The organism is Oceanicola sp. D3, from assembly GCF_006351965.1.
Classification (GTDB): Bacteria; Pseudomonadota; Alphaproteobacteria; order Rhodobacterales; family Rhodobacteraceae; genus Vannielia.
Genome location: NZ_CP040932.1, coordinates 3,297,437 through 3,309,915 on the forward strand (window position 1 = coordinate 3,297,437; position 12,479 = coordinate 3,309,915).

At 66.0% G+C, this 12,479-nt stretch carries 10 protein-coding genes; 1 reads left to right on the plus strand and 9 read right to left on the minus strand.

All coding sequences use genetic code 11. The features are described 5' to 3' along the window. Positions 1–18: 18 nt before the first annotated feature. A complete protein-coding gene (locus FHY55_RS16450) occupies positions 19–1,245 on the plus strand; it encodes a glycosyl transferase (protein WP_140015216.1) in 1,227 nt (408 codons plus the stop codon). Between the two features lie 101 nt (positions 1,246–1,346). Here FHY55_RS16450 and FHY55_RS20585 read toward each other — a convergent pair whose 3' ends face one another. The 9 genes from FHY55_RS20585 to FHY55_RS16490 form a co-directional block, all read right to left on the minus strand. Continuing rightward, positions 1,347–1,505, minus strand: a complete 159-nt coding sequence (locus FHY55_RS20585) for a hypothetical protein (protein WP_168223038.1) — start codon at positions 1,503–1,505, stop codon at positions 1,347–1,349. Between the two features lie 95 nt (positions 1,506–1,600). Further along, on the minus strand, positions 1,601–3,346 hold the full coding sequence (locus tag FHY55_RS16455) for a sugar phosphorylase (protein WP_140015217.1): 1,746 nt from the start codon (positions 3,344–3,346) through the stop codon (positions 1,601–1,603). A 123-nt stretch (positions 3,347–3,469) separates the two neighbouring features. Next, entirely contained in the window at positions 3,470–4,285 is an 816-nt protein-coding gene (locus FHY55_RS16460) for a fructosamine kinase family protein (RefSeq protein WP_140015218.1), read from the minus strand. 40 nt (positions 4,286–4,325) lie between these two features. Beyond that, entirely contained in the window at positions 4,326–5,735 is a 1,410-nt protein-coding gene (gene cysG / locus FHY55_RS16465; RefSeq protein ID WP_140015219.1) for a siroheme synthase CysG, read from the minus strand. A gap of 13 nt (positions 5,736–5,748) precedes the next feature. Further along, entirely contained in the window at positions 5,749–6,714 is a 966-nt protein-coding gene (locus FHY55_RS16470; protein WP_140015220.1) for a glycosyl transferase family protein, read from the minus strand. Next, positions 6,711–9,353 (minus strand): nitrate reductase, encoded by a 2,643-nt coding sequence (locus FHY55_RS16475; RefSeq protein ID WP_140015221.1) that lies wholly within the window; start codon positions 9,351–9,353, stop codon positions 6,711–6,713. The genes FHY55_RS16470 and FHY55_RS16475 overlap by 4 nt, the downstream gene beginning before the upstream one ends. Before the next feature lie 4 nt (positions 9,354–9,357). After that, entirely contained in the window at positions 9,358–9,825 is a 468-nt protein-coding gene (gene cynS / locus FHY55_RS16480; protein WP_140015222.1) for a cyanase, read from the minus strand. 18 nt (positions 9,826–9,843) lie between these two features. Next, the gene (locus tag FHY55_RS16485) at positions 9,844–11,571 is read right to left on the minus strand and encodes a bifunctional protein-serine/threonine kinase/phosphatase (protein WP_217524707.1); all 1,728 of its coding nucleotides are present in this window, start codon (positions 11,569–11,571) and stop codon (positions 9,844–9,846) included. Positions 11,572–11,635: 64 nt separating this feature from the next. Next, positions 11,636–12,478, minus strand: coding sequence for a formate/nitrite transporter family protein (locus tag FHY55_RS16490; protein WP_140015223.1), 843 nt, complete (start codon positions 12,476–12,478; stop codon positions 11,636–11,638). Position 12,479 lies beyond the last annotated feature (1 nt).

Sequence of the window (12,479 nt, forward strand, 5' to 3'; positions counted from 1 at the left end):
CCACAAGGAGCCCGAAGATTGGCCGATTTTCATCAGAGCGGAAGCGTCGCCACCCTGCACAACCTGCGCACGCTCGACACGGCGGCCATGGCCCGCGAGCTGGAAACCATCGCCGTCACCCGCAAAATCGTGCTGGTGCTGCCCTCCCTCTTTTCCGAGCTGGAGGGCGATGCGCTGCCTGCCATCCTCGACGAGCTCTCCAAGGTGCGCTTTATCAGCCGGATCATCATCGGGCTGGACCGCGCCGACGAGGCGCAATACCGCGCCGCCAAGAAGTTCTTCGCGCGCCTTCCGCAAGAACATGCCGTGCTCTGGAACGACGGGCCCCGGCTGACCGCGATTGACGAGCGGCTACAGGCCCTCAACCTATCGCCTCAGGAGCCGGGCAAAGGCCGCAACGTGTGGTTTTGCATGGGCTACGCGCTCGCTCAGGCCGACAGCGCGGTGATCGCTTTGCACGATTGCGATATTCTCACCTACGACGCCGGCATGCTGGCTCGGCTGATCTACCCGGTGGCCAACCCCAACTTTCCCTATCAGCTCTGCAAGGGCTTCTACCCGCGCATTGCCGACGGTAAGCTGAATGGCCGGGTGAGCCGCCTGCTGGTGAGCCCGATGCTGGTGGCGCTGAAGAAAGTCATCGGCGATCACGACTATCTCGATTACCTGCGTGGCTTCCGCTACCCGCTCGCGGGCGAATTCGCCATGCGCACCGGCATCCTGCCCGATATGCGCATCCCCTCCGATTGGGGTCTGGAGATTGGCGTGCTCTCGGAAGCCTGGCGCAACCTCAGCCCCAAGGCGGTGTGCCAGGCCGAAATCTCCGACCGCTATGACCACAAGCACCAGCCGGTCAGCGAGGACGACAAGACCAAGGGCCTAAGCCGCATGTCGATCGACATCTGCAAGGCGCTCTATCGCAAACTGGCCGCCGATGGCACGGTGTTTACCCCCAACATGTTCCGCTCGCTGAAGGCCACCTACTACCGGACCGCGCTCGACATGATCGAGATCTATGCCCACGACGCATGGATGAACGGGCTTTCGGTGGACCGGCACAAGGAAGAGACGACGGTGGAGCTCTTTGCCTCCAACATCGTCGAGGCCGGGCAGATCTTTTTGGAAAACCCGATGGAAACGCCCTTCATCCCCAACTGGAGCCGCGTCCACTCCGCCGATCCCGACCTCATGCGCGACATGGCGGCCGCCATCCGCGAAGACAATGCGGAGTTTGCAGCCAGCTAACCGGCTCTCGGTGGCCTCGCTGCGCTCGGCGGGCGGGGCCTCTTCAGCTGCGCTTCATCGGCCTGAGCGTGCGGTGCAGCGCCTGCCCCTCCCGTGCCGTCTCAGTTGACCGGTTTTGCCAACTCTTGCTCGATCTGGGCGCCAAGAGTCTTCGGTTCGCCGCCCACCCACTGGCCGAACACCGCCGCCATCGTGCCCAACAGAACGAGCACCGCGACACAGACAGAAATGATGGTCGTCTTATCGCTTGCCTGTTTCACATCGTGACCCCGCTAGACATTCTCAAACGCACTGGAGCCAGAGCAACCGGCCCATATTGAGGACAGTTCATGGCACTGCCATGCACGCCCGCCCCTTAGTGCCTGTTTGAGATCCACCGACACTGGTAGGGGGCCAGCTCGATTTCACCGCGCGCGGCATCAATGATCTCGTCCGAAAGCAGGTCGATCCAGTTCTCGCCGCCAATCAGGTTGATCGAGAACACCGGCAGGGTGATCGTCTGATCCGTCAGGTTGTGGATCGCAAAGATAGACTGGGAGCGGTCGAGGCTTTGCCGCCAGACGCCAAAAATCCCCTCGCCGAGTTGCAACGTGAACTGCGTGGCATTGGGGTGAAAGGCGGGCTGACGTGTGCGGATGCTGATCCGGCGCTTGAGCCGCGACAGAACCTGCGCATGGATCGTCTCCGGATCGTCCAGCGCCTTTCGCAGCGTCGGATAGTGCCAGCGATGACGGTTGATCGCGCGGTTCACACCGGTCTTTTCCACGCCTTCGTGGTCATTCGGCGTGGCCAGCAGGGAGTGGATGTAAAAAGCCGGAATCCCCTCAAGCGAAAGCACAATCGTCTGGCTGCACAGGAAGCGCATGATCTGATGCGCGTCCGGCCCGTTTACCGTGCCCTTCAGTGCCTCGAAATACGTGATGTTCAGCTCATAGGGCTTTTCGCCGCCCCCCGGCAGCGTGCGCATCGAAAGCAGCCCGCCATTGGCCTTCACCGCGCCGATGACATCCTCGATATCCTCCTCCGAAAGCAGCCCTTCCGCCGGGCGCATCCCGATGCCGTCATGGCTGGCGGTAAAGTTGAGGTAGGCGCAGCCCAGTTGGGCGGGCGGCATGGCCATGAGCCATTGGTTGAGGGCGCGGCTCGACCCGGTGAGCAAGGCATGCAGCACCAGTGGCGGCAGCGAGAAGTTGTAGATCGCATGCGCCTCGTTGCGGTTGCCGAAATAGCTGAGGTTCTCGGCATTGGGCACATTGGTTTCGGTCAGCAGGATCACCGGTTCGACGGCATAGTCGAACAGCAGCCGCATCAGCCGCACGATGGCGTGGGTTTGCGGCAGGTGGATGCAGTTGGTGCCGATTTCCTTCCAAAGGAAGGCCACCGCATCGAGGCGGATCACCCGCACCCCATTGTCGATATGCAGGCGGATGATGCGCAGAAATTCCAGCAGCACCTCGGGGTTGGCGAAGTTCAGGTCCACCTGATCGTGCGAGAAGGTGCACCACACGTGCTTTGGCCCGTCCGGCGTTTGCACCTCGCGCAACAGCGACGAGGTGCGCGGGCGCACCACCTGGCTCAGGTCATCCTCCGGCGAGGCCTCGAAGAAGAACTTGTCATAGGGTTCGTGCCCCTGAAGGTAGTCGTGGAACCACTTGGAAAAGCTGGAAACATGGTTGAGCACCAGATCCGACATCAGCTTGAACTCTTCAGCGATGCGCTGAATGTCGGGCCAGTCGCCAACCTGGGGGTTCACCGCGCGGTAATCGACCACCGCAAAACCATCATCTGAGGTGAAGGGGAAGAAGGGCAGGATATGGACGCCCGAGATCACCCCCTGCAGATAATGGGTAAGAAAGTCGCGCAGCAGATCGAGCGGTTTGTGATGCCCATCCACGAGACTGTTGGCATATGTGATAACGAGGGTATCCGCCTCGCTCCACAGGTTGTTGCCCGCCGTGCGCGCCCGCGAGCGGGCATGGCTGCCCTCCGGCCAGAACGCCTCTTGCACCGCGGCGGCCAGCGCCTCGCAATCATGCTCAGGATAGATCTGTTCCAGCAGTGTCGCTGTCTTGGATTTGACTGAAGGAGTCGGTTTTTGCATCAGGGGGTCCGGGCTGGAGGCATCGGTTCAGGTAAAGCATCAAAGCCAAAGCGCTTTCAAGGCAGGGGCGGGCTGCAAGTGATGCACAGGTCAAAACTGCCTGTTTGATGGGCAAACCTTGTCTCAATGGCCGGTTGCGGTGAGGAGACGGTCGATCAGCCCGTTATACCCGGCGCCAAAAAGCCGGGCATGCACGATGGCGGGCCAAAGCTGATAGATCGCGCGGCGCGTTGTGGCGCCGGACGGCAGCGGGCCATAACCCTCGGCAAAGGCAGGGCCGGGCGTGGAAAAGAGGTGCAGCATGGCAATATCAACCTCACCGTCACCGTAATAGCTGGCCGGGTCGATAAGGGCGGCGAGCCGCCCGTTTCGGGCAAGGATATTGCCCGCCCAGAGGTCGCCATGCAGCAGCGACGTGGCCTGCCCGGGCAGATGTTCGGGGAGTTCAACGGCGAGGTTGCACAGCCGTGCGGCAAGGGCCGGGGGCAGTTGCTGGCTATGCGCAAGGAGGCGGCGCTTGGCCCAGAAGGCAGGCCACGTGGGCTCCGGCGTGTTGTCGATTACCAGCGATGCGAAGGCATAGGGCTCTGGCCAGCCATTGCCTGCGGCCTTGCAGTCATGCACCTGCCGCAACGCCTGCCCCAGATCACCCCAGCCCTCGGCCCCAAGCCCGCCGCTGCCCGCCACATGGCCGAGAACCAATGCCCTATAGCAAACTGCCAGAACCTCCGGCACCGGCGCCCTGGCACGCGCCAGTTCCGCCAGCATCCGGGCCTCGGCCTCCGGAGAAGGGCCGGATTTTGCGACCACCTTGCGACCATCGCCGAGGTGCAGCAGCAGCACCTCACTCAGGTCGCCTCCATGCAGCGGCTCGACCCGCGAACAACGGGCCCCGAGAAGCGCGGCGGCAGTTTGGGCGAGGTCTTTTTGCGGGCTCATGCAGGCACGGTCGCCCGAATGGCCGCGACTGTCGAGCCGATCAGCCAGCGACGGCGAGGCGGCGGGCCGGTTGCGCGGCGTCCAGCGCCTCGACCCGCGGTTTGGGGTGCCGCACGAAGATGATCGCCGGGTTTTTCACGCCCTGCCCCGCCACGGTGCTGGCCAGCCGGTCCAGCCGACAGGCCACGTGGCGCTCCTGCGCGGTCGACACCGAGCAGACGATCTCTACCTCCGATCCACCCGGCACACCCGCACATAGCAAGCTGTGCTCTATCTCCCCCGCCTTGCGCACCCCCATATAGAGCGCCAGCGTGGTGCCCGGGGCGCAAATGGCACCCCAGTCCGGCGCGGCATCGCCCTCGCGGCAGGTGCCGGTGGCAAAAACGACGCGATCGGTCTCGCCGCGCTCGGTGAGCGAGCGGCCCATGGCAGCCCCGGCGGCAGAGGCGGCGGTGACACCGGGCACGATTTCAACCGTAACGCCCTGCGCGCGGGCGGCGGCCAGCTCTTCGGTGGCGCGGCCAAAAATGCCCGGATCACCCGACTTCAGCCGCACCACCCGGCGCCCCTTGCGGGCAGCCGCGACGATCACCGCGTCAATCCGCTCCTGCGGCCATGCGCAGGCTCCCACTTCTTTGCCGACAAACACGCGCTCGGCATCACGGCGGGCCAGCTCCAGCACCTCCGGGTCCACCAGCCGGTCATAAAAGATCACATCGGCCTCCTGAAGCCGCTGAACGGCCCGCAGCGTCAGCAGATCACGCGCGCCCGGCCCGGCACCGACAAGGCTTATCAGGCCCTCGCCCTGCACATCGGGCGCGCCGCCTGCCGCAATCGCCTGCTTCAGCGCCGAGGCCGCCTCGCGCTCTGCCCCAGAGGCATGCAACCGGCGGGGCGCTTCGGAGAAGGCCCAGCGCCAGAAGGCCCGGCGCCCGGCACGGGGCACGCGGCGGGCCACGGCCTCACGCATCCGGCCTGCCATGGCCACAAAGTCCCCCAGACGCGGCTCCAGCATCTCTTCCATGCGGGTTTTTACCTGCCGCGCCAGCACCGGGGCCGCGCCCTCGGTGCCGATGGCCACCACCAACGGGTCACGGTCGACGATGGAGGGGGTGTAGGCATCGCAGAGGCCTGGCTGATCAACCACGTTCACCACCACCCCGGCGGCGCGGGCGAGGCCTGCAAGGGCCGCATCACGCCCCGGGCAGCCGGTGGCGATGAAGGCCAGCGCCGCGCCTGCAAAGGCATCCACACTCACCCCGCCTGCGTGGTGTTCGGCCCGGCCCGAGGCCACTAACGCGGCCAGCTCGTCCTCCAGCGTTTCGGCCAGAAACACCAGCTTCGCTTCGGTTTTCAGCATCAAGCGGGCCTTTTGCGCGGCCTGCTCGCCGCCCCCCGCAATCACCACGCGGCGGCCCGCCATGGCAAGAAACATTGGAAAGGTCTTCATTTCGTCTCTCCTGTCAGGCCGCGCGGGCGGCGTGGCGGTTGGCCCAAAGCTCCTGCGCCAGCCCGGGGGCAAAGCCACAGGTTTCCAGCGCCAGTTCGGCGGTGCCCAGCACGATCGCGCGGGCAAAGTCATCTTCGCTCTCGCCGCGCCACAGGCGGGCAAGGTCACTTGGGTCGGGGGCCTCATCGGCTAGGCGGCGGGTCTCTTCCTCCAGCGCCGGGGCCGAAGCCTCCCAGCGGGTGCCGCCCCGCGTGCCGAACAGCGCGATCTCCTTGGAGGGGTGCCGCTCAAACTCGCCGCCGCCGCCCTTGAGCACGGTCATCGCGGGCTGGCCAAGCAGGTCGCAGGCATCCGCCTGAAGGTCGCGGTACGGCGGGTGAAAAACGCCCTGCACCGCCGCCGGGGCACGGGCCGGGTTGAGCACGCGCAGCACGGTGTTGACGGCAGAGCGCAGGCCGAGCACATCGCGCAGGCGCAGCAGTTCCAGCAGGCGCGGCGCAAAGGCTTCCAACGGCAGATAGGCAATGCCATCGCGTGCGATCACCTCGCTGGCCTCTTCCATAGAGCCTGCCTCGGCAATTCCTGCCGCTGGCAAAGCGGCCCGCACCGAGGCGGCCGCCTTCTGGTGCGAATTCCAGCCATGCAGCAACACCGGCGCCCCGGCCTGCGCCACGAGGCGCGCCGAGAGCAGGAACCACGGCAAGCCCCGGGTGCGGCCTGCGGCATAGCTCGGCCAGTCGAGCGCGGGCGCCGCGCCGGGCCAAGGGGCAAGCGTGGCACGGGCAGCCTCTACAAAGCCGGCCACCTCCCCCGCCGTCTCGCCCCGGAACCGCATCAGCATCAACAGCGCGCCCACCGCCTCGGGCGCAGCCTCGCCAGAGAGGATCAGCGCCATGGCCTCGCGGGCCTCCTCCTGCGTCAGCGAGCGTGAGCGGCCCGGACCACGGCCAAGGATGCGGACATAGGGTGCAAAGCTCATTCGGCGGCCTCCCGGTGGAGAGTGGATGTTAACAGCGCCGCCAGCTCCGGGCGGCAGGAGCCGCAGTTGGTGCCCGCCTGAAGCGCCACGCCAATGGCTTCGACGCTGGCAAGCTGCTGGCTCTCGATCGAGGCGAGGATGGTGTTCACCCCCACGTCGAAACAGGCGCAGACGGTTGCGCCCGGATCGGGCACGTCCTGCCCCGGCTGGCCTGAGAGGTGCGCGGGGGCCGCCGCCGCGCCGAGTTGACCGGCCATGAAGCTGCGCGAAACGGCGACAGGCTGGGCCGACACGAAAAGCGCGGCCTGCAACCTGCCTTCGGAAAGAAAGGCGAGGCGTGCGCCACCGCGGGCAGCATCGCTGACGACAAGCGCCTCGGCCTCGGGCGGCAGCCCAAAAACCGCGCGGCCCCAGGCCTCCCAATCCTCCGGCGCCTCCACGCCCGCCAGTTCCAGCCGCCAGCCATCGCGCGCTCTGGCCATTGCCCAATAGGGCGCATCCAGGCGCGGCTTGGCAACCGAGACGGCAAAGCCGAACCACCCGGCAGCAAACGACGCGATGCCCACCACCGCACCCTTGCTGTCGGGTTGGCCCGAGACGGGATCAACCACAGAGGCTACAAGCGCATCAACGCGCCCCAGCGCCGCCGTTTCCGCCGTCCAGTGCATCGGCACGAACACCTCGCCGGGGCGCACCCGGTCGGTCACAATCACCCGGGCCAGCACGCGCCCGGCGCGGCTTTCCACATCGGCAATCCCCGCGGGCCGAAGGCCAAGGCGCGAGGCATCGTCAGGGTGAATTTCAAGGTAAGGCTCGGCCATGTGCTGGCTGAGGCGCGGTGATTTGGCGGTGCGCGTCATGGTGTGCCAATGGTCGCGCACACGGCCCGTGTTGAGCCGGAACGGATATCGCCGATCCGCCGCCGTGGCCGGGGCCGTGGTGCGCACCGGCAGCATCTTCGCCCGCCCGCTCTCGGTAAAAAACTGGCCATCGCCAAAGAAACGCCCGCCGCTGCGCGTAGCACTCACGGGCCATTGCACCGGGGCGAGGTCTGCATACTCCGCATCCGAAATCCCGGCGAGGCCTGAGATGTCAAAATCCTTGCCCATGCCTGCGGCGATGCCCGATAGCGTGGCATATTCGCGAAAGATCTCTGCGGGCGAGGAATAATCAAACGCCGCGCCCCACCCCATGTGGGCGGCGAAATCGCAGAGGATGCGCCAATCATGTCTGGCCGCACCGGGGGCGGGCAGCGCCCCGCGCTGGCGGCTGATCCGGCGCTCGGAGTTGGTGACTGTGCCCTCCTTCTCGCCCCAGCCGGTGGCGGGCAGCAGCACATGGGCGAGGCGAGCGGTGTCGGTTTGTGCGGTGATGTCGGAGACCACCACAAAGTCGCAGCCCGCGATGGCCGCGCGCACCCGGTCGGCCTCGGGCATCGAGACGGCGGGGTTGGTGGCCATGACCCAGAGCGCCTTGATCGCGCCGCGCTCGATGGCATCAAACATCTCCACCGCCTTCAGCCCTGCCTTCTCGGGCATCGCGGGGGCCTGCCAGAAGTCGCGCACCGTCATGCGGTGGGCGGCGTTCTCGATATCGAGATGGCAGGCGAGCATATTGGCCAGCCCCCCCACCTCGCGCCCGCCCATCGCGTTGGGCTGCCCGGTCACCGAAAACGGCCCCATGCCCGGCTTGCCAATCCGGCCCGTGGCAAGGTGGCAGTTGAGGATGGCGTTCACCTTGTCGGTGCCCTGTGAGGATTGGTTGACGCCTTGAGAGTAGACCGTCACCACCTTCTCGGTGCGCACCCAGAGGTCGTAGAACCGGCGCAGCAGGTCTCCATCCACCCCGGTCTCTGCGTCGATCTTGCTGGTCGCCGCCGAGAGCGCCTCGTCAAACCCGTCAACTGCGCTGCGCACAAAGGCCGCATCCACGGCGCCGACATCGCGGATACGGCGCAGCAATCCGTTGAAAAGCGCCACATCAGCCCCCGGCGCGATGGGCAGGTGCATGTCGGCGGCGTCGCAGGTGGCGGTGCGGCGCGGGTCGATCACCACGATCTTCATCGAAGGCCGCGCTGCCTTGGCCGCCACGATCCGCTGGTAGAGCACCGGATGGCACCACGCGAGGTTGGAGCCGGTGAGCACCACAAGATCGGCCTCTTCGAGGTCTTCATAGGTGCCGGGCACGGTATCGGTGCCAAAGGCGCGCTTGTGGCCGGCGACCGAGGAGGCCATGCAGAGGCGGGAGTTGGTGTCGATGTTGGCCGAGCCGATGAAGCCCTTCATCAGCTTGTTGGCCACGTAGTAATCTTCGGTCAGGAGCTGGCCGGACACGTAGAAGGCCACGGAGTCCGGCCCGTGCTCGGCGATGGTGGCGCGGAAGCGGTCGGCCACCACGCCCAGCGCATCGTCCCAGCTTGCATCGGCGCCGTTGATGCGCGGTGTCAGCACGCGGTCATCGAGCCCCACCGTCTCGGCCAGGGCCGAGCCCTTGGAGCAGAGCCGCCCGAAGTTGGCGGGGTGGGCCTTGTCGCCCGTCACCTTGAGCCCCCCTGCCCCATCGGGCGCGGCCAGCACGCCGCAGCCCACGCCGCAGTAGGGGCAGGTCGTCTTGATTTGGCAGGGGCGCGCGATGGTCATGGGATCACCAGGCGTTGTAAGCGAGGTATTTGCCCGACATCGTCACCTCCACCCGGTCACCCTTGGAGTTGGGGATGCGGGTGACTTTCATGTCGAAGTCGATGGCCGACATGATGCCGTCGCCAAACTCCTCGTGGATCAGCGCCTTCAGCGTGGGCCCATAGACGCCGACGATCTCGTAGAAGCGGTAGATGCAGGGATCGGTGGGCACGGTTTGCGCCCAGACCTTGGTTGGGCTCTCTTCCAGCACCTCCGCCGCGCCTTCGGGCAGTTCGAGAAGGGCGCAGAGGGCGGCGGCCTTTTCGGGGGCGAAGGCGTTCATTCCCATGCAGGCGGAGTGGGTCCAGACCGGGGACATGCCGATCTTTTCGGCGATGCCTTCCCAGGTGAGGCCCGCCTGTTTTTTGGACTGGATGATCAGCGCGGTCACGTCTTCCTTGGTCAGGATCTCAGCGGCGATAACGTCTTTCATGGTCTTCCTCCGGAGGGGTCAGTTTGCGAGTTGCAGGGTGAGGATCACGCAGAGCACCGCGAGAAGCGCGGAAACGCCCTGCCAGAAACGAAGCGGGTTGCGCTCGGCCAGCGGCACGTGATGGCGCGCCTTGTAGGCGGCGCCGGGGCGGGCGAGATCGGCGATGAATTCCGAGAGCGCGTCGTAGCGGCGCAGCGGGTCGGGGTGGAGCGCGCGGCCAAGGGCGGCATCCATCCAGAGCGGCACGCCGGTTACGTCATCATGGGCGGGCATGTAGCTGAGGCGGCGCTGGTCGGTACGGTTGCGGATGCGGGCGACCTGGGTGCCATAGGGAAGCCGGCCGGTGAGCATCTCGTAGGCGATGACAGCGAGCGCATATTGATCCGACCGCCAGCTTACGGTGTCGCCCGAAAGATACTCCGGCGCGGTGTACTGGAAGGTGCCCGGCATCACGCCCAGCGCCCCATGCGCCGCTTCTTCCACCCCGGCGACGGTGGTGGAGCCGAGGTCGATGATCTTCACCGTGCCTTCGGCGTCGATCATCACGTTCTCGGGGCGGATGTCCTGGTGCAGCATGTCGCGCCGGTGGAGGGCGCGCAGGCCTTCGGCGATCTGGCGGATGATGTCGCGCACCTCGTCATGGGAGGGCTGCGGAGTGTCGGTCATCCATTGGCGCAAGGTGACGCCCTCGACCCATTCGGTGACGGAGTAGAGCCAGCTGCGCTGGTCGGGCGCGGGGGAGGCGGACACCACGTGGGGGCTGCGGATGCGGCGGGCGATCCATTCTTCCAGCGCGAACCGTTGGCGGTAATCGCCCTCTTCGGCCATCTCGCGGGTGGGCACCTTCAGCGCCACCTGCCGGCCCGCCTCGTCTACCGCCAGAAACACGTGGCTGCGGGCGGTGGATTGCACGGGCCGGACGATGCGGAAGCCGTCGATCTGCTGGCCCGACTTCGGCAAGGGGGGCACCGGCAGCATGGCGCGGTCGAGCGCGAGGCTTGCGTCATCCTGAGCCAGCGCGTCGATGCGCAGCACTTGCACGGTCAGGTTATCGTCGCTCCCGGCTGCCAGCGCGGACATTGCCAGCGCCTCGGCCACAGCATCGAGGCTGGGCTGGCCCATGCTGTCGCGCAGGGCGTGGAAGCCGAGATGCTCGTGCACGCCATCGGTGGTGAGCACGAAGATGTCGCCCGCCTTCACCGGCAGCGCGTGATAATCAATCTCCACTTCCGCTGCGGCGCCCATGGCGCGGGCAAGATGGTGCTGGCCCGCTGACCAGGTGACACGGTGATCGCGGGTCAGCGGCTCGAGGCTGCCGCCCGTGAGGCGTGACACACGGCTGTCTCCGATCTGGAAAATATGCGCCTCGCTGCCCTTGAGGATCAGCGCCGAAAGGGTGCAGACGCGGCCGGTGTTGATGTCATCCGTTGCGGCGGCGTTCTGGCTGTGGAGCCAGGCGTTGGTAGCCGAGATCACCCGGCTCGCCGCGGTCTGGACCGACCATGCATCTGCGGTGGCGTAATAGTCTGTCAGCAGCGCCTTCACGGCCATCTCGGAGGCCTCGCGGCTGACGGGCGAGGAGCTGATGCCGTCGGCCACGGCCAGCACGATGCCTTTCATCGTGAGCGCGGACCCGGTGGGCACTTTCGCGCCGTGGAAATCCTGGTTCACCGGCTTGCGCCCGGCCGTGGAGAACTGGCCAAGGCTCACGCGCATTGTCTCGCGAGCTGTGGTGTCCTTCGGCATGGATGCGCTCCGGGTTGGGTGGGATTTCGGGCTCCGCAGCTGCGCGGAGCCCGGCAGGGGTGCGTTACTCAGCCGGCAGGCCGGTGTCGGCGTTCACATGCGCGTTGCGCTTGGGGCTCTCGCGGAAGTGGGTCATGTAGATCATGCCGCCAACAAAGGTCAGTCCGCCCACGAGGTTGCCGAGGATCACCGGGATCTCGTTGTAGGCGAGGTAATCGAACCATGTGAACTCACCGCCCAGCATGATGCCCGAGGGGAAGAGGAACATGTTGACGATCGAATGCTCGAACCCGAGGTAGAAGAACACGAGGATCGGCATCCACATCGCCATGATCTTGCCCGAGACCGAGCTCGACATCATCGCCGCGACAACGCCGGTGGACACCATCCAATTGCACATCACGGCCCGCACGAAGACGGTCAGCATGCCCGCAGCGCCTGCGGCGGCGTAGCCCACGGTGCGGCTTTCACCGATCACGCCAATGCGCTGGCCCACGTCATTTGGCTCTTGGCTGAAGCCCATTGTGAAGATCACCGCCATCATCACGGCAGTGGTCATCGCGCCCGCGAAGTTGCCCACGAAGACAAGGCCCCAGTTGCGGAACACACCGTTCCAGGTGCAGCCCGGGCGCTTGGCGATCACCGCCAGCGGGCAAAGCGTGAACACGCCGGTCAGCAGATCGAAGCCGAGCAGGTAGAGCATGCAAAAGCCGACCGGGAAGAGCAGCGAGGCGACGAGGAAGTTGCCGGTGTTGACGGCGATCGTCACGGCAAAGGCGGCGGCCAGCGCCAGGATGGCCCCGGCCATGAAGGCGCGGATGAGGGTATCCTTGGTGGACATGAAGATCTTGGATTCGCCGGCATCAACCATTTTGGCCGCGAATTCCTTGGGCATGACGTAAGACATG